This is a genomic window from Streptomyces vulcanius (genome assembly GCF_042653945.1).
In the GTDB taxonomy this organism is placed as follows: domain Bacteria; phylum Actinomycetota; class Actinomycetes; order Streptomycetales; family Streptomycetaceae; genus Streptomyces; species Streptomyces mangrovi.
In genome coordinates this window covers 15,319-39,846 of the sequence record NZ_JBHSFK010000065.1, presented here as the reverse complement: position 1 = coordinate 39,846, position 24,528 = coordinate 15,319, and the positions used below count along the sequence as shown (strand labels likewise).

The following is a 24,528-nucleotide window of genomic DNA, read 5'->3' as shown; positions in this document are numbered from 1 at the left end:
GCAAGTGGCGAAGTATTTAGTAAGTGATACCTTAGCAATGTGATGTCGCAGCGACCAGAACACAGCCCCGACTCCGCCGAGATCCGGCAGGGCGTCATCCGGCTCGCCCGCAGACTCAGCGCGGAGCGTCCCGCCGACGGCCTCAGCCTCAACAAGAGCAGCGTGCTCGGTCATCTGCGGCGCGGCGGCCCCATGCCGGCGGGCGCGCTCGCCGCCGCCGACCACCAGCAGCCGCAGTCCCTGACCCGGGTCTTCGCCGAGCTCCAGCGCGACGGGCTGATCAGTCGCAGCCGGGACAGCCAGGACGGGCGGCAGCGCGTCCTGGAGCTGACGGACGCGGGGCGCAGGGCCCTCGCCGAGGACATGGCCCAGCGTGACGCCTGGCTCGACGTCGCCCTCGACGACCTCTCGCCCACCGAGCGGCAGGTCCTGCTGCTGGCCGCCGGGCTGATGAACCGTCTCGCCGATTCGCCGGCCGCGGTCCCGGGTTCGACGGCCGCCGTTCCGGATTCGTCTGCCATCACCCCGGATTCACCGGCCGTCACCCGCGATTCACCGGCCGTCACCCCCGACCGACCGGCCGTCACCCCCGGCCACCCGCCCCCCACCCGTTGACGGAGGCTTCCGTGTCCTGGTCCGAGCACGCCATCTGGTGGCACGTCCATCCACTGGGATTCCTCGGCGCGGAGCGCGCCGCCCTGCCGCCCGGGGAGCCCCCGCGCCACCGGCTGCCCGCACTGACCGGCTGGCTCGACCACCTGGTCCGGCTGGGCTGCAACGGCCTCGCCCTCGGCCCGGTCTTCGCCGCCGAGACCCACGGCTACGACACGGTCGACCACTTCCGGATCGACCCCCGCCTCGGGACCGAGGACGACCTGGCCGAGCTGACCGAGCGCGCCGCGTCCCGCGGGGTGCGGGTCCTCCTCGACGGCGTCTTCAACCACGTGGGCCGCACCTTCGGACCCTTCGCCGACGTGGCCCGGCACGGCGCCGACTCGCCGTACGCCGACTGGTTCGTCCCCGAAGGCGACGACTTCCGCACCTTCGAGGGGCACCGGCACCTGGTCGCCCTCAACCACGCCCACCCGGCCGTCGCCGACCATGTCGTCGCCGTGCTCGACCACTGGCTGGAGCGGGGTGTCTCCGGCTGGCGGCTCGACGCCGCGTACGCGGTCCCGCGGAGCTTCTGGCGGACCGTCACCGACCGGGTCCGGGAACGGCATCCCCAGGTCTGGTTCAGCGGCGAGGTGATCCACGGCGACTACGCCGCGTACGTCCGCGAGGGCGGCCTGGACTCCGCCACGCAGTACGAACTGTGGAAGGCGATCTGGAGCTCGCTGAACGACACCAACCCGCACGAACTGGCCTGGGCGCTGAAGCGCCACAACGGCCTGCTCGACACCTTCGCCCCGCAGACCTTCGTCGGGAACCACGACGTCACCCGGATCGCCAGCCGGCTGCGCGAACCCCGGCATCTGGCGCACGCCCTGACCGTGCTGTTCACCGTCGGGGGGATCCCGTCCGTGTACGCCGGCGACGAGCGCGCGCTGCGGGGTGTCAAGGAGGAGCGCGAGGGCGGGGACGACGCGATCCGGCCCGCGTTCCCCGCCGACCCCTCGGGGCTCGGGCCGGACCAACTGCCCGTCGAGCGGCTCCACCAGACGCTGGTGGGCGTCCGGCGGCGCAACTCCTGGCTTGTACGGGCCAGGACCCAAGTCCACACCCTCACCCACACCGTGCTCACCTACACCCTCACCGATCCAAACGGCTCCGCGGCGCTCGCCGTCGGACTCAACTTCGGCGCGGCGCCCGCGGAAGGCTCTCTTCCGGCCGCCGACTGGACACCCGCCGCGGGCGAGGCCGCCGTCGGCGCCGGTTCGGCCGCGGTGACCCTGCCGGGGTTCGGCTGGTTCGTGGCCACGGCGCCGGAAATCCCTCACTGATCCAATTGATCCAATTGATGCAACTGATCCAGTCGAGGAGAATTAAATCGGGTCGGCCGGAGCGCCGCCCATTTCGATCATTTCGCGGAAATTAATTCGGCATGTCCGGCCGATGTGTCCTGGCGGCATTTTTTCCGGGAGGCCGCCCGGATTTCTCCCGGCATCGGGTCACAGGGACTCCGAATCGAGCGCACGGGCCCAGGCGTGACGCCACAGCACGAGGAGATTTTCCTGCTGGCCGCACGCGCGGACGTAGGTGATGAGAAGATCCTCCGACGGCATCCGCAGACCCGCCAGGACATCGGCGACACTGCTGCGCGGAAGCGGACCCGCACCCAGTTCACGAGCCCGTTTCTGTAATTCCCGCAACGAGGGCTGACCGGCGTCGAGGCGAACCCGGTGCATGGCCTGCAGGAGATGGGCCGGCTGGTAGACGAACGCGAGTCTGCGGCCCAGGTGGGACGCCGGCAGGGTCTGGCCACCGCCGGGAGGGGGGTCGACCTGCTGCGCCGCACGCTCCCAGTGCAGCCGCGCCTCGCTCCGGGTGGCACCGCAGACCTGCGCATACGCCTCGACGACCTGGCGGCGTGGCAGGCGGTTGCCCCGGTCGGCGCGGAGCAGGGTGACGGCCGAACAGCCGGGCGGGACCCCGCGCTCCTCCTCGATCAGCTGTGACATCTGCCGATACGTCAGTCCTGACCGCCGGCGCAGCGAGCGCAGCCATTGCGCCAGTTCGTAGTGCGGAGCGGACTGCGGGACCGGTATTTGGCTGTGCCTCACGGCTTCCCCCTGCACATCGAGACCCCTGTGCGGATCAACCTTATGGAGCGCCCCGATGAACGGTCAAGGAGACTTTACCCAGATTTACCTGGCGCCTCCCTTTCTCTGTCTTTCGTCAAATATCTGCTTCATTCCGTCCGGGAAGTGGAGAAACGAATTCCGTGGATCAACCAGGGTTTTCGTGTCTTCGGCGTTCGAGGTCCGGCCGGATGTCCGGTCTTCCCTGTGGTCATTGCGTTGCGATCCCTTTCCTGAGTCTGCTGGCATGGATTACCGCATTCGATCTCGACCCTCACCGGAGGAACACCATGACCATGGCATCCAGCACGACCGTCGACGAGATCATCGATCTGCTGAAGGAAGTCAAGCCGGGCATAGCCGACCAGGACGTCCGGCCGGACCACTCCGTGGTCGAGGACCTGGGCCTCGACTCCCTCGACCTGCTCCAGCTCGGCCGCCGTATCAACCGCCACTTCGGCGCCGAGTTCGACCTCGACACCTGGAACGCCGGCGCCGACGAGCACCACCGCAGCGTCGCCTCGATCGCGGCCGTGGTGGCCGCCGCCGGCCATGCCTGAGCCCGCCGCACGCGTGGCGCTGGTGACCGGCGGCTCGCGCGGCATCGGAGCCGCCATCGCCCGCCGCCTCGCCGCCGACGGCCTCACCGTGCACGTGGTGTGCCAGAACGCGCTCGACGCCGGGCGCGGAGTGGTCAAGGAGATCGAGGCCGCCGGTGGCCGGGCCGCCCTGCACCAGGCGGACATCGGCGACGAGAGAGCCGTCGAGGACCTGGTGGACGGCGTGACCGCGGCGGACGGCGCGCTGCACGTCCTGGTCAACAACGCCGCCGTCATCGACGACCAACTCCTCGCCGTGACCCGTACCGACCGCTGGGAGCGGGTCCTGCGGACCAACCTCACCGGGCCCTTCCTGACCAGCCGGGCCGTACTGCCGGCCATGCTCGACCAGGGCTGGGGGCGCATCATCAACATCTCCTCCAACTCGGCCCGCACCCCGGGCCCCGGCCAGAGCGCCTACGCCGCGTCCAAGGGCGGCATCGAGGCGCTCACCCGGGCGCTGGCCGTGGAGGTCGGCCGCAAGGGCATCCGGGTCAACTGCGTGGCACCGGGCAAGGTCCGCACCGAGATGACGGCGGCCGTCGCCGACCGGCTGGGTGCCGACGGCGACGGGACCCGCTGGGGGCTGCCGGAGGACATCAGCGGACTGGTGGCCTTCCTCGCGCGCGACGAGGCCGACTACATCCAGGGCCAGACCTTCACCGTGGACGGCGGACGCATGGTCATGCGCAGCCCCGGCGGCAGGAGGTCCCGGTGAGCGGAGCCATGAAGTACTGGGAGGACCTGGCGAACGCCCCCGAGCGCAGGTTCGGCCCCGTGGTCTTCGGCGGGGCGCTGCTGGACCAGCTGCTCGACCTGATGGGTGAGAAGCACCCGGTGCACGACAGCGACGACTTCGCCCACGGCACGGACCGCAGGCAGCGGATCGTGCCCGGCGGGTTCATCCACTCGATCACCTCCGGCTGGGTGGTCCAGCACGGCTCGCCCGCCGCGATCGTCGGGATGCGCCGGCTCGGCTGGGACTTCGTCCGGCCGCTCTACCCCGACACACCGTTCTGGTTCACCACCCGCACCGACCGGGCGTCGGAGATCGACGACCGGATCGGCCTGATCGAGACCACCCGCCGGGTGTTCGACGAGAACGGCCGGACGTACGCCATCGGACGCATGAGCGTCGTGCTGCTGCGGCGTGCCGGACAGCCGCCGACCGAGCAGCCGCCGACCGAGCAGCCGCGGGCAGGACAGCCGCGGGCCGGACAGACACAGCCCACCCCGACCGGAAGGGTTCAGTGATGGACAGTCAGTACCAGCCGCTCAAGGGCCGCGTCGCCCTGGTGACCGGCGGCTCGCGCGGCATCGGCGAGGGCATCTCCCGCAAACTCGCCGCCTGGGGAGCCACCCTCGCCCTCAACTACGTCGACCGGGAGCGTCCGGCCAAGGAACTCGCCGCGGAACTGGGCGAGCAGGGCACGGAAGTGACCCTGCACCGCGCGGACCTCGGCGATCCCGCGCAGATCGAGAACCTGATCGCGGAGATCGGGGAGATCCACCACGACCTCCACATCCTCGTCCAGAACGCCGCCGCGACGAAGTTCACCCGGCTCGCGGACGCCTCCGTCGGCGACTGGCAGTTCGTCCAGGACACCAACTCCCGCGCGACCTGGCTGCTGGCCAAGCACGCCCTGCCGCTGATGCGGGAGCGCGAGGGCGCCCGCTTCATCACCATCACCAACTCCACCACCACACGCATCATCCCGCGGGCCGGCCTCTTCGCCGCGGCCAAGGCGGGCCTGGAGGCGCTCACCGACTACCTCTCCTACGAACTGGCGCCGTACGGCATCGTCGCCAACTGTGTGCGCCCGGGCCTGGTGCAGACCGGGGTGTTCAAGGTCCGCCCCGACTTCGCGCACGGCGTCGCCAAGGAACTGGCCGTCTCCCCGTGGCCGGGCGAACGCATGACCACCCCGGAGAACAGCGCCGACGTGGTCGCCCTGCTCTGCCTGGAGGAGGCGTCCTGGATCGCGGGGCAGACCATCACCGTCGACGGCGGCTACCGCCTGTGGGGCGGCATAGGCAGCGGAGGCCGCCGTGGTGAGTGAACGCCCCGACCTCGTCGTCACGGGTACCGGCGTGATCTCCCCGGCCGGCCTCGGCGCGGCCCGGCTGTGGGAGGCCATGGCCGCGGGCAAGACGTTCTTCGACGGCGGACCCGAGGGCGACGTCGGCCGACCGGCCGCCGCGCTGCCCTGGCCGACCGCCGCCGTGGACAGCTCCGAGATCGGCTGGCCCGCCGGCCCCGCGTGGGCGAACGCCGGCAAGTACGCCAACCAGTCGGCCCGCTGGGCGGTGGCCGTCGCCCGCCAGGCGCTGGAGCAGGCCGGGATCTCCGGCGAGACGGAGGACGTGCGCGGCGGCACGGTCATGGCGGTCAGCAGCAGCGGCGACGAGCTGAGCGACGTCATCCCGCAGCTCGCGTCCCGCTTCCGGCACGACCCCCGGCCACTGGCGAAGTTCCTCCACGACGAGGTGCCCGACTACTCCTACATCCGGGGCATCCCCTCCCAGCTCGGGCAGTTCGTGAACATGGCGAGCGGCTTCCGCGGCTCCAACGTCGCCGCCTACGGCGAGGCCGCCGCCTGCGGCACGGGCGCGCTCGCCCTCGCCGTACGGCTGCTGGAGAGCGGCGAGCTCGACCGGGTCCTCGTGGTGGGCGTCGGCGCGCCGCTGACCGTCACCGGCATGGCCGCCTACGACCAGGACGATCCGTTCGGCACCCGGGCCACGACCGGCGCCGGCCCCTTCGCCGCCGACCGGGCCGGCACGCTGGCCGGCCAGGGCGCGGCGGCCGTCCTGCTGGAGCGGGCCGACGCGGCTGCCGGCCCCGCCCGGGCCCGGCTGCTGGGCTGCGAGGTGCTGGCCGCCGCGGATCTGCCGACGGCACTGGGGCTCGCCGTCGACGGCGCGCTCGCCGAAGCGGGCACCGCACCCACCGGATGGTGGGCCCACGGCTCCGGCTCGGTCCGCCTGGACCGGGTCGAGGCACGGGCGGTGCTGCCACGGGTGGGCGGTGTGCCCGTCACGGGGTCCAAGGGCACGATCGGCAACGCCTTCGAGTGCTCGGCGCTCATCGACACCACGCTGGTCGTGGAGACCCTGGCGCGCGGCGAACTGCCGCCGCTGGGCCTGGTGGACCGCCCCGACCCCGGACTCGTGGGCCTCGATCCGGTCCTCGACGCCTCTCGCCCCGTGCCGACGGACGCGGCCTTCCTGGTCACCGCCCTCAACCAGGGAGCGCAGGCGACCTCGGCGGGCGCGGCCGTCATCGCCGCGCCGCGCTCCGCCACGGACCACGGGAAGGCACGGCAATGAGCGACGACATCGTCATCACCGGCATGGGGGTGGTCACCCCCGTCGGGGGCGACGTCGAGACCTTCTGGGCGTCGAACCTCGCAGGCCGCTCCGGAGTGGTCCGTGAGGAGCGGATGGACACCACCGGGTTGCCCTGCGGCTGGACGGCCGGGCTGATCCCGCCGGACGTCAGGGAGCAGGTCGCCGCCGACCACGGCGCACCCGGCCGCTCCTGGGGCGACACCCTGATGCACGCCACCGTCGAACAGGCCCTCGCCGACGCCCGGCTCGACGAACTGCCGGCCGCCGACGGCCCCGCCGCCCTGGTGTACGCCAGGGTCTGGCCGGGCCCCACCGGATCGTTCCCGCAGGACTACGTCACCCACATGGAGGATCTCGCCGAACGCTACGACACCGTCGGCAACGACCCCGCGGCCGTCCTGCGGCACCTGCGCGGCAAACGCCTGCCGCTCGAGACGCGCGACCTGTCCGCCTATCCGAGGGAGATCGCCGAGCGGCTGGGCACGGCCGTCCTGCCCGTCCGGCTGGAGGCGACCTGCTCCGGAGGGCTGCGCGCCATCGCGGAGGCCGCCCGGCTGCTGCGGACGGGGCGCGCCCGGTACGCCGTCGTCTCGGCCGCGGTCTCCCGCAACACCCCCTACGTCCTCTCCCAGTACGGCCAGCTCATGGCGCTGTCCCGGTGGAAGGGCGACCCCGCGCAGGCCTCCATGCCGTTCGACCGGCGCCGGACCGGCATGGTCATCAACGAGAGCGCGGGCGCGCTGGTCCTGGAGACCGCCGAGCACGCGGCGCGGCGCGGCGTGACCCGGTCCCACGCCGTGGTCGGCGGATGGGGGCTGGCCGTGGACACCGCCCATATGACCGCGCCCCGCGTGGAGATGATCGAACGCGTCATGCGCACCGCCATCGAGGAGGCCGGGGCGCGGCCCGAGGACGTCGACACGGTCAACGCCCACGGCACGTCGACCCGCCTCAACGACGTCACCGAGGCCCGCGCCCTGCACAGGGTCTTCGGCGAGCGCACGGCCGACCTGCCGGTCAGCGCGGTGAAGTCGCTGACCGGGCACGGGTCGGCGGCGTCCGGGGTGGTGGAGACGGTGGCCTCGGCCCTCACCATGTGCCGGGGTGTCGTCCCGCCGGTGCCGACCTGCACGGAGCCCGACCCGGCGTGCGCGGTGCGGACCTCCCTCACGCCGGTGGAACGACCCGTGCGGGCCGTGCTGAAGAACTCCTTCGGCTTCGGCGGCCAGTACGCGTCGATGTTCTTCCGCCGCCCCGCCGCGCCCCGCCCTGCACACCGGCCGGGGTGAGCGCGGTGGACCGACTGGAGTACGAGGAGACCGAGCCGGCCGAGGCCCATCGCGCCACCGTCGTGTGGCTGCACGGCGTCGGCCAGGTCCCCGAGGACCTGCTGGCGGTGGCCGACCGGCTCGGGCTCGCCGAGGCGGGGGTGCGCGGGGTGTTCCCGCGCGCGCCCGTCGAGGCGCCGAGCCTGCTGACCGGTCTGCCGGTGCCGTGCTGGTTCCCGCAGAGCCTGTTCGCCCTCGACCGGATCGACGTCGAGGGCCTGCGGGCCGCCCACCGCCCGCTGACGGCCCTGCTGACGGCGGAGACCGGGCGGATCGGCGCGGCGCGGACCGTCGTCGCGGGCTTCTCCCAGGGGGCGACGGTCGCGCTGACGCTGGCCCTGGGCCACGCCGAACCGCTGGCCGGTACGGCCCTGTACGCGCCGTACCGGCCCCCCGACCTGCGCGGTCTCCTCCCGCAGGGGCGGCCGTCGCCCGCCAACGACCGGCTGCCGGTGTGGATCGGGCACGGGGCGCGCGACTGGATCGTCCCCGAGAGCAGCGGGGCGGATCTGCGCGACCTGCTCACCTCGTGGGGGCACCCGGTGACCTGGCAGCGGTACCCGGGCGGCCACGAGCCGTTCGCCGGAGTCCGGGCGTCGCTGCCGGACTTCCTCACCGGAGTCCTGGGCGTCCCGGTGCCCCGGGTCACCCTCGACGGTCCCGCGGCGCGGGCGAGCTGAGGGGTGATGGGTTCACCGGCGACGGACACCGGGCTGCTCTTCCCCGGCCAGGGTGCTCAGCGGCCGGGGATGGGTCGGCCCTGGCGGGACACCCCGTACTGGCGGACGGTCGGGGAACTGTCCGAGGTCTGCGGACGGGACGTCGGCGAACTCCTGCTGCACGCCGACGCCGAGCGGCTGACCCGCACCGACAACGCCCAACTGGCCACCTTCGCCCTGGAGATGGTCCTCCTCGACGCCCTGCGCGCGGCCGTGCCCGGATTGCGCCCCGCCGTGTGCGCGGGCCACAGCCTCGGCGAGTACGCGGCACTGACCGCCGCCGGGGTGCTCGGCCCGGCGGACGCCGGACGGCTGATCGCGGAGCGCGGCGCGGCCATGGCGGAGGCGGCCGGGCTCGTGCCCGGCACGATGACCGTCCTGGTCGGCCCGGCCGTCGCCCGCACCGCGGAGCGGCTCGCCGCCCGGCTGCGCGCCGACGGCGGGGCCGAGGTCTGGGTGGCCAACGTCAACGGCCCCGACCAGGTCGTCGTGTCGGGCGTCCCCGACGCCGTCCTGGCGCTGACCGGGCAGGCCGAGAAGGCCGGCGCCCGGGCGGTGCGCATCCCGGTCGGCGGGGCCTTCCACAGCCCGCTGATGACGGCGGCCCGGCCCCGGCTGGCCGCCGCCCTGGACGCCACCGCGCCGCGTCCCGCGCGGTGTCCGGTGATCGCCAACGTCGACGGACTCGTCCACCGCGACGAACCGGCGCACTGGCGGGAGCTGATGCTCCGGCAGCTGGTCCTGCCGGTCCGCTGGTCCGACTCCATGGCGACCCTCCGCTCCGTCGCGGACGGTCCGCTCCGCCTCGTCGAACTGGGCCCCGGCGGCACCCTCGCGGGTCTCGCCCGCAGACTGCTCCCACCGGACGTCCCGGTGCGCTCGGTCGCCACGCCCGCACAGCTGGACGCCTTGATCGCCGATTGGTGGGCCGAAACCGACGGGTAATCGAACGGAACCCCCGTTTTCTTCACCCGGTCGAGTGATGCGTAGTGCCTGGTCGCCGGGTGCCCGGGGGCTGGACGGCACGGAACACCCGTACGTGCTGGCATCCTTGGGCGTAGTACGTGGAGGAACCCCAGCGGTACACCTCTCCGCCCGGTCCCTCTGTACGTTTCCCCGTGACCGTCCGACGCCGAACCAGGAGCCCCGGCCACGTGAGCAGCCACTCACCGCACGGCCAGTCGCCGCTGCGCACCGTGCAGGTGCTGGGCGGCGGCAACGCCGGCAGCAGCGCGCATGTGCGTTCGCTGACCTCCGGGCTCGTCGCCCGGGGCGTGCGGGTGACGGTCTGCGCCCCTGCCGAGGCCGATCGCCTCTACGACTTCGCCGGCGCCGGCGCCGAACACGTGCACGTGCCGCGCAGCAGCGACCCGGGGTCGGTGGCGGCGCTCCGAGCGGCCTGCACGGACGCCGACCTGGTCCACGCCCACGGGCTGCACGCCTCCTTCCGCGCGGTGCTCGCGCTCGGCGGACGCCGTACCCCGCTCGTCGTCACCTGGCACAACCGGGCGCACGCCGAAGGGGCCCGGGCCCATCTGCTGCGGCTGCTGGAGCGCCGGGTGGCGAAGGCCGCGGCCGTCGTGCTGGGGACCACCTCCGACCTCGTCGACCGGGCGCGGCGCACCGGAGCCCGGGACGCCCGGCTGGCCGCCGTGGGCCTGCCCGCGCCCCGGCACACCGAAGGCCCCGAGGACGCCGAGCGGCCGCACTCCAAGGTGCGGGCCGAACTCGGCGCGATCGGCCGCCCGTTGCTCATGGCCGTCGGATCCCTGGACCGCCACCGGGGCTACGAGCTGCTGCTGGACGCCTCGCACCTCTGGTGCCGCCTCGACCCCGTCCCGCTGGTCGTCATCGCCGGGGAGGGGCCGCAGCGGGCGGCACTCCAGCGCCGTATCGAGGACGAGGAGCTGCCGGTGCGGCTCGTCGGACTGCGGGACGACGTCCCGGCCCTGCTCGCCGCCGCGGACCTCGCGCTGCTGCCGGGCGGCGGGGAGTCCCGCTCGGTGCTGGCGCAGGAGGCCCTCCACGCGCGCGTGCCGCTCGTCGCCGCCCTGGCCGGCGGCATCCGCGAACTCGTCGGCGACGCCGCCGAACTCGTCCCGCCCGACGACCCGCGGGCCTTCGCCGAAGCCGTCGTACGCCTGCTCGACGACCCAGGGCGGTACGAGCGGCTGCGGGACGCCGGCACCCGGCAGGCGGCGACCTGGCCCACCGAGGACGAGACCGTCGCCCAGGTCCTCAGCGTCTACGACGAGCTGACGCAGCCCCGGCCGATGATCTAGAGGCTCCTCAGAGGACGTGCCGGCGGGCCCGCAGGGCCAGGCTCAGGGCCAGGACCGTCTGCGGGTCGTCGAGGTCGGTGCCGAGCAGTTCGCCGATGCGGGCGAGGCGGTTGTAGAGGGTCTGGCGGTTCAGATGCAGCTCACGGGCCGTCTCCGCCTTGCGGCCCGCGTGGGCCAGGTAGGTCTCCAGGGTGGGCAGCAGAGGCGGCTTGGAACGGTGGTCGTGGTCGCGGACCGGGCCGATCGCCCGCTCCACGAAGGCCGCCAGATCCGGGTGCTCGCGCAGCCGCCACAGCAGCAGGTCGATGTCGAGGCGGCGGGCGTCGTACCAGGGGCGGTCGGTCAGTCCCTGGGCGGCCGTCGCCGTCTCCGCCGCGTGCCGCAGCCCCGCCGAGGCCGCCGCCCAGCCGCCCGCGACCCCGACCACCACCACCGGTGGCGGGGCGCCCGGCCGCCGCATGCCCGCCCGCTCGACCCCGGCCCGCAGCGCCGCCGCGACCCGGTCCGCGACCGCCGACCGCTCCGACTCCGAGCGCAGCCCGAGCAGCAGGGGCACCCGGCCCTCGACCGGCCGTACACCCAGCAGCACCGGTACGCCCACCGACGCCAGCTCCTCCGCGACCGCCCGCGCCAGCACCGCCCAGCCTCCACCGGGGCCGATCGTGTCGCCCAGCCGCATGACCACCGGCAGCAGCGGACTGCGGCCCGGCTTGAAGCCGAGCACCCGTGCCTGCGCCGGGGCGTCCTCCGCCGTGATCCGCCCCTCCGCCAGATCGGTCAGGAAGTCGCCCCTGCCGCGCGCCGCCAGCTCCTCCTCCTGGCGGGCCTGCATCAGTACCACGGCCAGGATCCCGGCCGCCCGCTCGGCGGCGATCCGGTGCACCGGGGCGAGCGGGGCGCGTACGGGCAGCAGCGCCAGCCGGGCGCGGACCGAACCCGTGCCCGGACCGCCGCCGGGCACGTCCACCAGCACCGAGCCGACGGGCGGCGGCGGGTCCTTGTGCGGGCCGCGCAGCCCCTCCCACACCTGGAGCGGATCCGCGCCCTGCGGGCCCGCCCCGGCCGCGTACAGGAGTTGGCCGTCCGGCGTCTCCAGGAACACCGGATTGCCGCTGAAGTCCGCCAGGATGCCCAGCACCTGCGGGATGCCGCCGCCGCCCAGCAGGGCCTCCGTGCAGCGGCGGTGCACCTCCTCCGCCTGCTGGAGCAGGGCGTAGTGGCCGTTGACGATCTCGGTGTGGATCTCCTCCGTGACCGCCACGAACGGCACCTCCCGGTGCAGCTGCACCAGCGGAAGGCCGGTCGCGCGGGCCGTCTCCACCAGGGCCGCCGGCAGCCGGGTGAAGCGCGGGCCCAGCTCGATCACCAGGGCCGCGATGCCCCGCTCGGCCAGCGTGCGGACGAACGCCCGCTGCTCGGCCGGCCGGGTGCCGAGCCCATAGCCCGTGGTCAGCAGCAGCTCACCGCCCTTGAGCAGCGAGGCGATGTGCGGCACCTCGCCCGCGTGCACCCAGCGCACGGTCCGCCCCAGCCGGTCCGCGCCCGCGAGGACCTCGGGGAGCCCGCTGCGCAGTCCGGGCAGCTCCAGCGCGCGCCGCACGGTGATGCCCGCGGCCGGGCCGGCCTGACTGTCGGTACGGCTTTCCATGCCGCGGACGCTACCTGCGACGAGGCGATTCAGGCGGGCCTGACGTTGTGGTTGAAGCGGAACACGTTGCCGGGGTCGTACCGCCGCTTCACCTCCGCCAGTCGGCGGGCGTTCTCGGCGCCGAGGCCGGCCACCACCCGGTCGGTGCCCTCGTCGCCGATGAAGTTGAGGTAGACGTCCCCCGTGCTCCACGGGCGGGCGTCGGCCCGTACGTCCCGCACCCACGCGATACAGCGCTCGTCGTCGGCCGGGTCCTCCCACAGGCCGAAGGGGTGCACGACCCAGGGCGCGTCGCGATAGGGCACCGGGGTGTCGTGCGGGCCCGCGGCGATCGCGCCGCCCTGCGGGAACAGGGCGTGCATGGTGCCCGTCGGCACCGGCACGGACTCCCCGCGGGCGCAGTACACGTCCACGAAGTCGTCGGGCACGCCCGTCAGGTACTCCGCCGACCAGTAGTTCCGCATCCCGGGCGGGTCGTCGAGCATGCACTGCACGTCGACGTAGGGCATCGCGCCGACGACCGCCGCCTCGTGCGGCAGCGCCAGCAGCGGCTCGGCCAGCTTGCGCAGGTCCGTCTCGGAGCCGGCGTACGTCAGCAGCGTCACGCACAGCAGGGTGCCGACCAGCCGCGGCGGAACGAACTCCGCGGGCGGTCCTGTGACGTAGATGACACCGCCGGACGCCTCGTCGGGGCCGTTCGTGATCACGTCCCGGTAGGTGCGGGTGGCCTCGGGGCCGAACTCCGGGAGATACAGCAGCAGCGCGATGGAGAAGTCGGGCAGATCGTGCAGGGCCAGGGTGAGCGAGGTGGCGACGCCGAAGTTCCCGCCGCCGCCGTGCAGAGCCCAGAACAGCTCCGGGTGTTCGTCGGCGTCGGCGTGCGCCGGGGTGCCGTCGGCGGTGACCAGGTCCACGCCGCGCAGGTTGTCGACGGCCAGGCCGAAGGCGCGGTCCAGCCAGCCGGTGCCGCCGCCGAGGACGAAGCCGCCGACACCGGTGGTGGAGGCCCGGCCGCCGGTGGTGGCGAGGCCGAAGGGCCGGCAGGCGCGGTCCAGGTCGCTCATCGTGGCGCCGCCCGCGACCCGTACCGTCCTGGCCGCGGGATCGACGGCGACCGCGCGCATGTGACGCAGGTCGGCCACCACCGCCCCGTCGCCGAGCGCCTGGCCGGCCACGCTGTGCCCGCCGCCGCGCACCGCGACCGGCAGGTCCAGGTCACGGGCGAAGCGCACGGTCCGTACGACGTCGTCCTCGTCCACGCACTGGGCGATCACCGCCGGACGCCGGTCGATCATCGAGTTGAACACCGTCCGGGCGTCGTCGTAGCCCGGATCGCCCGGGGCGAACACATCGCCGGACAGTTCCTCGCGCAGCGCGGCGAGGGCCGCGCCCGCCTTCGACGGGGAGGCCATGAGGCGCCCCCTTCCGTTCAGGGGCTGACTGACCTACCCAGCCTAGGCGCGCGCGGCGCGACGGTCCTGTTCAGCCGCCGTAGGCGCCCGAGGCCGTCAGACGCAGGGCCGTGTCGATCAGCGGGACATGGCTGAAGGCCTGCGGGAAGTTGCCGACCTGGCGCTTGAGACGCGGGTCCCACTCCTCGGCGAGCAGACCGAGGTCGTTGCGCAGGGACAGCAGCTTCTCGAAGAGCTTCCGTGCCTCGTCCACGCGGCCGATCATCGCGAGGTCGTCCGCCATCCAGAACGAGCAGGCCAGGAAGGCGCCCTCGTCGCCGGGGAGGCCGTCGACGCCCTCGGCGCCGCCCGAGGTGGGGTAGCGCAGGATGAAGCCGTCCGTGGTGGACAGCTCGCGCTGGATCGCCTCGATGGTGCCGATCACCCGCTTGTCGTCGGGCGGCAGGAAGCCCATCTGCGGGATCAGCAGCAGGGACGCGTCCAGTTCCTTGGAACCGTAGGACTGCGTGAACGTGTTGCGTTCCTTGTCGTAGCCCTTCTCGCACACATCCCGGTGGATGTCGTCGCGCAGCTCGCGCCACCGCTCCAGCGGGCCGTCGGCGTCGCCGGACTCGATGAGCTTGATCGTGCGGTCGACGGCGACCCACGCCATGACCTTGGAGTGCACGAAGTGGCGGCGCGGACCGCGCACCTCCCAGATGCCCTCGTCCGGCTCGTCCCAGTGCCGCTCCAGGTAGCGGATCAGCTTCAGCTGGAGGAGAGAGGCGTAGTCGTTGCGCGCGAGACCGGTCATATGGCCCAGGTGCAGGGCCTCGGTGACCTCGCCGTAGACGTCCAGCTGGAGCTGGTGTGCCGCGCCGTTGCCGACCCGCACCGGGCCGGAGTTCTCGTAGCCCGGCAGCCAGTCCAGCTCGGCCTCGCCCAGCTCGCGCTCGCCCGCGATGCCGTACATGATCTGGAGGTTCTCCGGGTCGCCGGCGACCGCGCGCAGCAGCCACTCGCGCCAGGCCCGGGCCTCCTCGCGGTAGCCGGTGCGCAGCAGCGAGGACAGGGTGATGGCCGCGTCGCGCAGCCAGGTGTAGCGGTAGTCCCAGTTGCGGACGCCGCCGATGTCCTCGGGCAGGGAGGTGGTGGGGGCGGCGACGATACCCCCGGTGGGGGCGTAGGTGAGGGCCTTGAGGGTGATCAGGGAGCGGATCACCGCCTCGCGGTAGGGACCGTGGTAGGTGCAGTGCTCGACCCACTCGCGCCAGAACTCCTCCGTCGCCTCCAGCGACTGCTCAGGCTCCGGCAGCGGCGGCGGCTGCTTGTGCGAGGGCTCCCAGGAGATCGTGAAGGCGATGCGGTCACCGGGGGCGACCGTGAAGTCCGCGTAGGTCGTCAGGGACTTTCCGTAGGTCTCCGCGGTCGTGTCGAACCACACAGAGTCCGGGCCTGCGACGGCGACCGTGCGCCCCTCGTGCTTGTGCACCCAGGGGACCACCCGGCCGTAGGAGAACCGCATCCGCAGGGTGGAGCGCATCGGGACCCGGCCCGAGACGCCCTCGACGATGCGGATCAGCTGCGGCGCGCCGTCCCGCGGCGGCATGAAGTCGGTCACCCGGACCGTGCCGCGCGGGGTGTCCCACTCGGACTCCAGGATCAGCGAGTCGCCGCGGTAGCCGCGCCGGGCGGCCGTCGGGGGCTGGGCGTCGGAGGCGTGCGCGGGGCCCAGGCGCCAGAATCCGTGTTCCTCGGTGCCCAGCAGACCGGCGAAGATGGCGTGCGAGTCGAAGCGGGGCAGGCACAGCCAGTCCACCGTGCCGTCCCGGCAGACCAGGGCAGCGGTCTGCATGTCTCCGATGAGTGCGTAATCTTCGATGCGCCCGGCCACGTGCAACTCCAGTCGAACGGCCACGTCACCCCCGTGCGGAACGGGGGTTGTCGCTAGTGCGGTCAAGGGGTGGTTGTAATGCTTCGTTGAGCGATGAAGCAAAGCAGTCGCTCCGCCGTATGGGCAAAACGCCGATCTCTGCTCAACGAACTGACGAGCTTTCGTTGTTCCGGTGGTTACGGGCTGGGGTGTGCCGTCTTGCCGGCCGGGCTCGGCAGCGAGTGTCCGAGCAGGATACGACGCACGTAGATGATCTGTGCGTCGCTCCGGGCAACGCGCGTCCGCCGAACGGGTGAGCCACTGGTGAGAAGCCCGTAAGAAGAGTCTGCCGGGCGCACGCGGACGGCGCGCGCCGGTGCCGGCGGGGCCCCCGAGCGTGGCGGAGACGCGGCCGGAAGCCGGCCCCGCGAGGCGCTGATACCCTGGTAGCCCGTGGACCGGTGGGCTCGAAACCCCCGAACCGCAGCGACCCCAGACCGCGACCACGGGAGCCCCCTCTTGGCTATGCCGCCGGCTGCTTTTCGACGCAGCACAGCTACGACGACCAAGCACATCTTCGTCACCGGGGGTGTTGCCTCCTCGCTCGGCAAGGGTCTGACCGCCTCCAGCCTCGGCATGCTGCTCAAGGCCCGCGGCCTGCGGGTGGTGATGCAGAAGCTCGACCCATATCTGAACGTCGACCCGGGCACGATGAACCCCTTCCAGCACGGTGAGGTGTTCGTCACCAACGACGGCGCGGAGACCGATCTCGACATCGGACACTACGAGCGTTTCCTCGACCGGGACCTGGACGGATCCGCCAACGTCACGACCGGCCAGGTGTACTCGACCGTGATTGCCAAGGAGCGGCGCGGCGAGTACCTGGGCGACACCGTGCAGGTCATCCCGCACATCACCAACGAGATCAAGCACCGCATCCGCCGGATGGCGACCGACGAGGTCGACGTCGTGATCACCGAGGTCGGCGGCACGGTCGGCGACATCGAGTCGCTGCCGTTCCTGGAGACCGTCCGCCAGGTGCGGCACGAGGTCGGCCGGGACAACGTCTTCGTGGTGCATATCTCTCTCCTGCCCTACATCGGCCCGTCCGGCGAGCTGAAGACCAAGCCGACCCAGCACTCGGTCGCCGCCCTGCGCAACATCGGTATCCAGCCGGACGCGATCGTGCTGCGCAGCGACCGCGAGGTGCCGACCGCGATCAAGCGGAAGATCTCGCTGATGTGCGACGTCGACGAGGCCGCCGTCGTGGCCTGCCCCGACGCGCGGTCCATCTACGACATCCCGAAGACCGTGCACGGCGAGGGCCTGGACGCCTATGTCGTCCGCAAGCTGGACCTGCCGTTCCGCGACGTGGACTGGCGGACCTGGGACGACCTGCTCGACCGCGTCCACAACCCCGACCACGAGATCACCCTCGCCCTGGTCGGCAAGTACATCGACCTGCCCGACGCCTATCTCTCGGTCACCGAGGCGCTGCGCGCCGGCGGCTTCGCCAACAAGGCCCGAGTGAAGATCAAGTGGGTCACCTCGGACGACTGCAAGACCCCGGCAGGTGCCAAGGCGCAGCTGGAGGACGTGGACGGCGTCTGCATCCCGGGCGGCTTCGGCGACCGCGGTGTGCTCGGCAAGGTCGGCGCGATCCGCTACGCCCGCGAGAGCAAGATCCCGCTCCTCGGCCTCTGCCTTGGCCTGCAGTGCATCGTGATCGAGGCGGCCCGCAACCTCGCCGACATCTCCGACGCCAACTCCACAGAGTTCGACGCGGCCACCGCCCACCCGGTGATCTCCACCATGGCCGAGCAGCTCGACATCGTCGCGGGCGAGGGCGATATGGGCGGCACCATGCGGCTGGGCATGTACCCGGCCAAGCTGGCCGAGGGCTCCATCGTCCGCGAGGTGTACGACGGCAAGGAGTACGTCGAGGAGCGGCACCGGCACCGTTACGAGGTGAACAACGCCTACCGGGCCGAGCTGGAGAAGAAGGCGGGCATCCAGTTCTCCGGCACCTCCCCGGACGGCAAGCTGGTCGAGTACGTCGAGTACCCCCGAGACGTCCACCCCTATCTGGTCGCCACGCAGGCGCACCCGGAGCTGCGCTCGCGGCCTACCCGACCGCATCCGCTCTTCGCCGGCCTGGTGAAGGCGGCCGTCGAAAGGACAGCGGCATTGGGGAAGAATTCCAAGTAACACAGCAGCTTGTACGGTGGCCGGGGTGCTTCTCTTCAACGGTGAGCACCCCGGTTTTCGTTCGTGCAGGTGGAAGGACGGCAAGGGCATGACGATCAAGGACACTCCCGAGGCGTGGGAGATCCGGTCCACCGAGGATCCCTTCGTGGGCAACAAGACCTCCGTCCGCACGGACGAGGTGGTCATGCCCGACGGCTCGGTCGTGCGCCGCGACTACCAGGTCCACCCCGGCTCGGTCGCCGTCCTCGCCCTCGACGACGAGGACCGGGTGCTGCTCATCAAGCAGTACCGGCACCCCGTCCGGCAGAAGCTGTGGGAGATCCCGGCCGGACTGCTCGACGTGCCCGGTGAGAACCCGCTGCACGCCGCCCAGCGGGAGCTGTACGAGGAGGCGCACGTCAAGGCCGAGGACTGGCGGGTCCTGACCGACGTGTACACGACTCCCGGCGGCTGCGACGAGTCCGTACGGATCTTCCTCGCCCAGGGTCTGTCGGAGGCGGACGGACAGCGCTTCGAGGTGGAGGACGAGGAGGCCGACATGGAGCACGCGCGGGTGCCGGTCGACCAGCTCGTCCGGGCCGTCCTCGGGGGCGACGTGCACAACAACTGCCTCGTGGTGGGTGTGCTGTCGCTGGTCGCGGCGCGCAGCGGGGACGGCGTCGAGTCGCTGCGCCCGGCGCAGGCACCGTGGCCGGCGCGTCCGTTCGAGGCGTGAGCCGTCCTCCCGGCGGCCCTCTTGGCGGTGCTTGCGGTGTGACGATCTCCTGATCCGATCGGGGGATGTCCCGGCCGTGCCTCGCCGTCCTCCGCCCGGAACGTCGCAGAGAGTGAACTAGGCTCTGGAATCACCCGATCCGGAGTCCCGGCGGGCCGGTGTGTGCGTGGGACGGGAGTGTGGCCCGTGACGGATCAGGCAGTGGACACAGGCGGCGTGCAGCTGTCCGGACACGCTGCGACACCGGGCCAATTCCTGGGCCGCACCCGGGAGTTGAAGGACCTGCGGGCCGACATCGAGCGCACCGGACTGGACACCCTCACCGGGAAAAAGGCGCCCCGCGCGCGCGTGCTGCTGATCGCGGGGCGGCCCGGCTCCGGGCGGACGGCGCTCGCCGAGGAACTCGTGCGGCAGGTCTCCGGCCGTTACCGCGACGGCGTCCTGCGCGCCCGGCTCAGCGAACCCGACGGCACCCCCGTCCCCGTCGAGCGCGCCGCCCGCGCGTTGCTCGCCGCGCTGGAGCGGCCCGCCCCGGCCGGCGCGGACGAGGACGACCTCGCGGCCCTGCTGCGCGAGGCCCTCGCCGAGCGGCGCGCGCTGATCCTGCTGGACGACGCGGCCGGCGCCGAGCAGGTCGACGCGCTGCTCCCGGACACCCCGGAGTGCCTGCTCGTCGCCGTCTCCGCCGGACCGCTCACCGGCATCTCCGACGTCCGCCCCTGCACCCTGGGCGGCCTGGACACCAAGTCCGCCCTCGAACTGCTCAGCCGCTACACCGGCTCGGTCCGCATCACCGTCGACCCGCGCGCCGCCGAGGCCCTGGTCGAGGCCTGCCAGGGCCAGCCCGCCGCGCTGATCCTGGCCGGCGGCTGGCTCGCCGCCCGCCCCCAGGCGGCCGTCTCCGACCTCGCCAAGCAACTGCACGCCGAGGGGGAGGAGGGCACCCCGCTCAGCCGGGTCTTCCGGCTGACGCACGCCGGCCTGCCCGCCCCCGCCGCCCGGACCCTGCGCCTGCTCTCCCTCGCCCCGGCCGGCCTCGTCGACCCGCACACCGCCTCCGCGCTCGCCGGCTGCTCGATCGGCGCCGCCCGCACCACCCTCGACGACCTCGCCGCCCTCGGCCTGCTGCGGGCGGTGGACTCCCCGCTGCCCGAGTACGAGGTCCCCGGCTGTCTGCACCCCCTGCTGCGGGCCGCCGCCGAGGCCCACGACCGCCCGGCCGAGCTCCAGCTGGCCCGCGCCCGCATGCTGGAGCGGACGGTACGGCTGCTGCAGTCCTGCCGGGCCATCACCGAGCCGGACAACCCCCAGGCCCGCGAGAAGCTCCAGGGCACCCCCCGCGCCCTGCGCTTCCCCACCCCGCGCGCCGCCGCCGACTGGCTGCGCGTCCGCCGGCCCGCCCTGCTCGCCGCGGCCCGGACCGCCGTCGCCGACGGGGAGCTGGACACCCTCGCCCGCCGGCTGATGTCCCAGCTGGTGCGGGCGATGGTCGCGCACTTCGGCACCCAGGCGGCGGCCCCCGACCTGTACGGCGTCCACCAGCTGGTCCTGGATGTGGCCGAGCGCCGGAACCTGCCCCGCGAGAAGGCCGCCGCCCTGCTGAACCTGGGCGATGTGGACGCCCGCACCGGGCGCACCGCGGAGGCCCTGGTGCGCTACCGGGCCGCGCTGGACGCCGGACGCGAGGCGAACGACCCCTACGCGACCGGCCGCGCGCTGGAATCCGTAGGCGGGGCGCATCTGGAGCTCGGGGACTACGAGCGGGCCGCCGACTGGTGGGGCCGGGCCCTCGCCCGCCGCCTGGCCCGCGACGAGCGCGCGGACGCCGCCCGGCTGTACGGCCGCATCGCCACCGCGCACACCTACGCCGGACGCTACGGCGAGGCGCAGCGCAACTGGCGGGCCGCCGCCGCCGGGCACCGCAAGAACGGCGATGTGGCCGCCCACGCACGGGCGTTGAGCGAACTGGCCCGGGTCCAGGAGTACGCCGGACGGCCCGAGGAGTCGCTGCGCACCTGCGAGGAGGCGCTGGAGTGGGCCCGGCGGGCCGAGGACACCCGGCTGCAGGCCGCGATCGGGCTGCGGCTTGCCGACACCCTCGACCACCTCGGCGATCCGACGGCGGCCCGGCTGCACCGCGTCGCCGCCCAGCAGCTGCTGGCAGAGGCCCCCGAGACGGGCGATCCGGAACAGGAAACCACGGAACACGGAGCTAACGCCTGCGAAATCCGTAGTACATCCGCCGAGGATTAATGCTTTGAAAGGCTAGACAGCGGGAACACCTTCATTAGACTGGCTCTGCCGCACCTTCTCCCGCGGTGTATCCCGGTGTACCCCTTTCATCCGGGTATTCCGGGTGTGAAGTGCTGTGCCCCCACATCCGCTGAGCCAAGGACCGTGATCGACGTGAAGGTCGGCATTCCCCGCGAGGTCAAGAACAACGAGTTCCGGGTGGCCATCACCCCCGCCGGTGTGCACGAGCTGGTGAGCCACGGCCACCAGGTCGTCGTCGAGCGAGGCGCCGGAGTCGGCTCGTCCATCACGGACACCGAGTACGTCGCCGCCGGCGCGCACATCCTGGAGACGGCCGACGAGGTGTGGGCCACCGCCGACCTGCTGCTGAAGGTCAAGGAACCCATCGCCGAGGAGTACCACCGCCTCCGCAAGGACCAGACGCTCTTCACCTACCTGCACCTGGCCGCGTCCAGGCAGTGCACGGACGCCCTCCTGGAGTCCGGGACGACCGCGATCGCGTACGAGACGGTCGAGCTGCCGAACCGCGCGCTCCCGCTGCTCGCGCCCATGTCCGAGGTCGCGGGCCGGCTCGCCCCCCAGGTCGGCGCGTACCACCTGATGCGCGCGGGCGGCGGACGCGGGGTGCTGCCCGGCGGTGTCCCGGGCGTGCCGGCCGGCAGGGCCGTCGTCATCGGCGGCGGTGTCTCCGGCTGGAACGCGGCGCAGATCGCCATCGGCATGGGCTTCCACGTGACCCTGCTCGACAAGGACATCAACAAGCTCAAGGAAGCCGACAAGATCTTCGGCACCAGGATCCAGACCGTCGTCTCCAACGCCTTCGAGCTGCAGAAGGCGTGCCTCGAGGCCGACCTCGTCATCGGCGCCGTCCTGATCCCGGGAGCCAAGGCGCCGAAGCTGGTCACCAACGAGCTGGTCTCCCGGATGAAGCCCGGAAGTGTCCTTGTCGACATCGCGATCGACCAGGGCGGCTGCTTCGAGGACTCCCGTCCGACCACCCACGCCGAACCGACCTTCGGCGTCCACGAGTCGGTCTTCTACTGCGTCGCCAACATGCCCGGCGCGGTTCCCAACACCTCGACCTACGCGCTCACCAACGCCACGCTGCCGTACATCGTCGAACTCGCCGACCGGGGCTGGGTGGAGGCGCTGCGCCGGGACCCCGCCCTCGCCAGGGGCCTCAACACCCACGACGGCAAGGTGGTTTACCGGGAGGTCGCGGAGGCGCACGGCCTGGAGCACGTGGAGCCGATCGAGCTGCTCGGCTAGGCCGTGAGCTGGGCGGGGAGCTAAGTCACCTTTTCGTAAAGGCGATACGTCAACACGTCGCGTCAACGGCTGACATCCGGCCGGACCTTGCCCCACAAGGTCCGGCCGGATGTGTGTATGGTCACTTTGCGGCTCTCGGTCAACTCGCCTCGAACGTAACCCTTCGACCGATTCGCACACCGGTGAAACCTGCCGTGCGACGGCCGTACGCCCTTGACAGCGACATGTTTCATTGCCGACACATCGGGCCGGGTCCGGCGGATTGTGTTGCTGCGGACGCCCGACACGCCATAGAGTCGCCAACCGTCGGCATGGTGCCACGCTGACCTTGTCTAGAAGTTCCCTGGTCACCAAGGAGGTAAGACGACTTGTGAATGAGTCGACATTTTCTCCCGGGGGTGGTCAACCAGGAACGGCTACGCGGGGCCCGGGTCCCGCGGGTTTCGAGGCTGTCGGCTCCGTCGCTGTCCGAACCTTCGCAGCCCATCAGAGCCAGACCAACCCCCGCACGGCTCTGTCAGCACACCAGAGCATGGACGGTCATCACGTGAACGCCATGGCCGGCGACGGGAGTGGCGCGCCCCACAACCACTTCGCCGACTACGACGAACTGCCTGACGGGCACTTCTACGACCCCGACGCCGAATACGAGCCGGACCCCGAGTACGCGGCCACGCTCGCTCCCGACGCTGCCCGGCAGCGCCGTGAGCGCATCGGCCCGACCGGGCGCCCACTGCCGTACTTCCCGATCCCGGGACCGCTCACCAACCACGGTCCCGCGACGATCATCGCGATGTGCAACCAGAAGGGCGGCGTCGGCAAGACCACGTCGACCATCAACCTGGGTGCCGCGCTCGCGGAGTACGGCCGACGGGTACTGCTCGTGGACTTCGACCCGCAGGGCGCGCTGTCGGTCGGTCTCGGCGTCAACCCCATGGAGCTGGACCTCACGGTCTACAACCTGCTCATGGAGCGGGGCATGGCGGCCGACGAGGTGCTGCTGAAGACGGCGGTCCCCAACATGGACCTGCTGCCCAGCAACATCGACCTGTCGGCGGCCGAGGTCCAGCTGGTCTCCGAGGTCGCGCGCGAGTCGACCCTCCAGCGGGCGCTCAAGCCGCTGATGGACGACTACGACTACATCGTCATCGACTGCCAGCCCTCGCTCGGCCTGCTCACGGTCAACGCGCTGACGGCCGCGCACAAGGTGATCGTGCCGCTGGAGTGCGAGTTCTTCGCGCTGCGCGGTGTGGCCCTGCTGACCGAGACCATCGAGAAGGTCCAGGAACGGCTCAACCCCGAGCTGGAGCTCGACGGGATCCTCGCGACCATGTACGACTCGCGCACCGTGCACAGCCGTGAGGTGCTCGCGCGTGTCGTCGAGGCGTTCGACGACCACGTCTACCACACGGTCATCGGGCGCACGGTCCGCTTCCCGGAGACCACGGTCGCCGGTGAGCCGATCACCACCTACGCCTCCAACTCCGTCGGTGCCGCCGCCTATCGCCAGCTCGCCAGGGAGGTGCTCGCCCGGTGTCACGCCGAGTGAGTCTGCCGGGGGCCGACGAACTCTTCCGTACGACAGGAGGGATGGCGCTTCAGCCGTCCGCACCCCGCCGCCAGGCGGGTGGCGAGCCCCGGGTGCCCGCGCCGGCGGGCGAGAGCGACGGGGCGACGGCCGGCGCCAACGGCTCCGGCGACGACGCGCCGCACGCCGTACCCGCACAGGGCGGGGACGGCGAGGGCGCGGAGCATGTGGCGGCGGACGCCGACCAGTCCGACGCGGGGGAGTCCCGCAGCCGGTCCGGCACCGCGGAGCGCTCCGCACGGCGGCAGGGGGTACCGGCGCAGGAAGGTTCTGCCGGGGGCGACCCGGGCGACGGACAGCAGCGCAAGCGGGGGCGGGCGGCCAACCGCCGGCCCAGCGGGCGCGAACGGCACGACGAGAAGATCACCGTGTACGTGTCCGCCGAGGAACTGATGGATCTGGAGCACGCCCGCCTGGTGCTCCGCGGCGAGCACGGGCTGGCCGTGGACCGGGGGCGGATCGTCCGGGAGGCCGTGGCCGTGGTCCTGGCCGACCTGGAGAGCCGCGGCGACGCCAGCATTCTCGTACGACGTCTGCGAGGACGCTAGCGGTAGCCTGCGGGG

21 protein-coding genes are annotated in these 24,528 nt (G+C 72.4%); 17 read left to right on the top strand and 4 right to left on the bottom strand.

All coding sequences use genetic code 11. The features are described 5' to 3' along the window. Positions 1 to 42 precede the first annotated feature (42 nt). Both ACFPIH_RS52920 and ACFPIH_RS52915 read left to right on the top strand, forming a co-directional pair. Positions 43 to 615, top strand: a complete 573-nt coding sequence (locus ACFPIH_RS52920; protein ID WP_381179975.1) for a MarR family winged helix-turn-helix transcriptional regulator — start codon at positions 43 to 45, stop codon at positions 613 to 615. A gap of 11 nt (positions 616 to 626) precedes the next feature. Next, on the top strand, positions 627 to 1,943 hold the full coding sequence (locus ACFPIH_RS52915) for an alpha-amylase family protein (protein WP_381179978.1): 1,317 nt from the start codon (positions 627 to 629) through the stop codon (positions 1,941 to 1,943). A 168-nt stretch (positions 1,944 to 2,111) separates the two neighbouring features. On the opposite strand, the gene ACFPIH_RS52910 is transcribed toward ACFPIH_RS52915, so the two are convergent. Further along, entirely contained in the window at positions 2,112 to 2,723 is a 612-nt protein-coding gene (locus tag ACFPIH_RS52910) for a helix-turn-helix domain-containing protein (protein WP_381179981.1), read from the bottom strand. A 314-nt stretch (positions 2,724 to 3,037) separates the two neighbouring features. On the opposite strand from ACFPIH_RS52910, the gene ACFPIH_RS52905 reads away from it, so the two are divergent. The 9 genes from ACFPIH_RS52905 to ACFPIH_RS52865 all read left to right on the top strand — a co-directional run bounded on the left by ACFPIH_RS52905 (position 3,038) and on the right by ACFPIH_RS52865 (position 11,020). After that, positions 3,038 to 3,301 (top strand): phosphopantetheine-binding protein, encoded by a 264-nt coding sequence (locus ACFPIH_RS52905; RefSeq protein ID WP_381179984.1) that lies wholly within the window; start codon positions 3,038 to 3,040, stop codon positions 3,299 to 3,301. Then, positions 3,294 to 4,058, top strand: coding sequence for an SDR family NAD(P)-dependent oxidoreductase (locus ACFPIH_RS52900; protein WP_381179987.1), 765 nt, complete (start codon positions 3,294 to 3,296; stop codon positions 4,056 to 4,058). Before ACFPIH_RS52905 ends, ACFPIH_RS52900 begins: the two co-directional genes overlap by 8 nt. Beyond that, complete coding sequence (locus ACFPIH_RS52895) at positions 4,055 to 4,594, top strand: hypothetical protein (RefSeq protein ID WP_381179990.1); 540 nt, start codon at positions 4,055 to 4,057, stop codon at positions 4,592 to 4,594. The genes ACFPIH_RS52900 and ACFPIH_RS52895 overlap by 4 nt, the downstream gene beginning before the upstream one ends. Continuing rightward, complete coding sequence (locus tag ACFPIH_RS52890; RefSeq protein ID WP_381179993.1) at positions 4,594 to 5,400, top strand: SDR family NAD(P)-dependent oxidoreductase; 807 nt, start codon at positions 4,594 to 4,596, stop codon at positions 5,398 to 5,400. The genes ACFPIH_RS52895 and ACFPIH_RS52890 overlap by 1 nt, the downstream gene beginning before the upstream one ends. Then, positions 5,393 to 6,670, top strand: a complete 1,278-nt coding sequence (locus ACFPIH_RS52885) for a beta-ketoacyl synthase N-terminal-like domain-containing protein (RefSeq protein WP_381179996.1) — start codon at positions 5,393 to 5,395, stop codon at positions 6,668 to 6,670. Before ACFPIH_RS52890 ends, ACFPIH_RS52885 begins: the two co-directional genes overlap by 8 nt. Beyond that, on the top strand, positions 6,667 to 7,980 hold the full coding sequence (locus ACFPIH_RS52880; RefSeq protein WP_381179999.1) for a beta-ketoacyl-[acyl-carrier-protein] synthase family protein: 1,314 nt from the start codon (positions 6,667 to 6,669) through the stop codon (positions 7,978 to 7,980). The genes ACFPIH_RS52885 and ACFPIH_RS52880 overlap by 4 nt, the downstream gene beginning before the upstream one ends. Positions 7,981 to 7,985: 5 nt before the next feature. Beyond that, entirely contained in the window at positions 7,986 to 8,699 is a 714-nt protein-coding gene (locus ACFPIH_RS52875; RefSeq protein ID WP_381180002.1) for an alpha/beta hydrolase, read from the top strand. A gap of 6 nt (positions 8,700 to 8,705) precedes the next feature. Beyond that, complete coding sequence (locus ACFPIH_RS52870) at positions 8,706 to 9,683, top strand: ACP S-malonyltransferase (protein WP_381180004.1); 978 nt, start codon at positions 8,706 to 8,708, stop codon at positions 9,681 to 9,683. A 209-nt stretch (positions 9,684 to 9,892) separates the two neighbouring features. After that, positions 9,893 to 11,020: a glycosyltransferase family 4 protein gene (locus ACFPIH_RS52865; RefSeq protein WP_381180007.1), complete on the top strand. Its 1,128-nt coding sequence runs from the start codon at positions 9,893 to 9,895 to the stop codon at positions 11,018 to 11,020. 7 nt (positions 11,021 to 11,027) lie between these two features. Here ACFPIH_RS52865 and ACFPIH_RS52860 read toward each other — a convergent pair whose 3' ends face one another. The 3 genes from ACFPIH_RS52860 to ACFPIH_RS52850 all read right to left on the bottom strand — a co-directional run bounded on the left by ACFPIH_RS52860 (position 11,028) and on the right by ACFPIH_RS52850 (position 15,953). Further along, positions 11,028 to 12,668 (bottom strand): PucR family transcriptional regulator, encoded by a 1,641-nt coding sequence (locus ACFPIH_RS52860; RefSeq protein WP_381180010.1) that lies wholly within the window; start codon positions 12,666 to 12,668, stop codon positions 11,028 to 11,030. Between the two features lie 29 nt (positions 12,669 to 12,697). Further along, positions 12,698 to 14,080 carry an FAD-binding oxidoreductase gene (locus ACFPIH_RS52855; protein WP_381180013.1) on the bottom strand — a complete coding sequence of 461 codons (1,383 nt, stop codon included), beginning with the start codon at positions 14,078 to 14,080 and terminating at the stop codon, positions 12,698 to 12,700. A gap of 70 nt (positions 14,081 to 14,150) precedes the next feature. Next, positions 14,151 to 15,953, bottom strand: a complete 1,803-nt coding sequence (locus ACFPIH_RS52850; RefSeq protein ID WP_381180362.1) for a glycoside hydrolase family 15 protein — start codon at positions 15,951 to 15,953, stop codon at positions 14,151 to 14,153. A 504-nt stretch (positions 15,954 to 16,457) separates the two neighbouring features. Here ACFPIH_RS52850 and ACFPIH_RS52845 point away from each other — a divergent pair. The 6 genes from ACFPIH_RS52845 (at position 16,458) to ACFPIH_RS52820 (ending at position 24,513) form a co-directional block, all read left to right on the top strand. After that, positions 16,458 to 18,140: a CTP synthase gene (locus ACFPIH_RS52845; RefSeq protein WP_381180364.1), complete on the top strand. Its 1,683-nt coding sequence runs from the start codon at positions 16,458 to 16,460 to the stop codon at positions 18,138 to 18,140. Between the two features lie 88 nt (positions 18,141 to 18,228). Continuing rightward, the gene (locus tag ACFPIH_RS52840; protein WP_381180015.1) at positions 18,229 to 18,855 is read left to right on the top strand and encodes an NUDIX domain-containing protein; all 627 of its coding nucleotides are present in this window, start codon (positions 18,229 to 18,231) and stop codon (positions 18,853 to 18,855) included. A 186-nt stretch (positions 18,856 to 19,041) separates the two neighbouring features. Then, positions 19,042 to 21,108: a tetratricopeptide repeat protein gene (locus ACFPIH_RS52835; RefSeq protein WP_381180018.1), complete on the top strand. Its 2,067-nt coding sequence runs from the start codon at positions 19,042 to 19,044 to the stop codon at positions 21,106 to 21,108. A 144-nt stretch (positions 21,109 to 21,252) separates the two neighbouring features. Beyond that, positions 21,253 to 22,377, top strand: a complete 1,125-nt coding sequence (ald, locus tag ACFPIH_RS52830; protein WP_381180021.1) for an alanine dehydrogenase — start codon at positions 21,253 to 21,255, stop codon at positions 22,375 to 22,377. A gap of 556 nt (positions 22,378 to 22,933) precedes the next feature. Further along, entirely contained in the window at positions 22,934 to 23,926 is a 993-nt protein-coding gene (locus tag ACFPIH_RS52825; RefSeq protein WP_381180366.1) for a ParA family protein, read from the top strand. Continuing rightward, positions 23,911 to 24,513 (top strand): hypothetical protein, encoded by a 603-nt coding sequence (locus ACFPIH_RS52820; RefSeq protein WP_381180023.1) that lies wholly within the window; start codon positions 23,911 to 23,913, stop codon positions 24,511 to 24,513. Before ACFPIH_RS52825 ends, ACFPIH_RS52820 begins: the two co-directional genes overlap by 16 nt. Positions 24,514 to 24,528 lie beyond the last annotated feature (15 nt).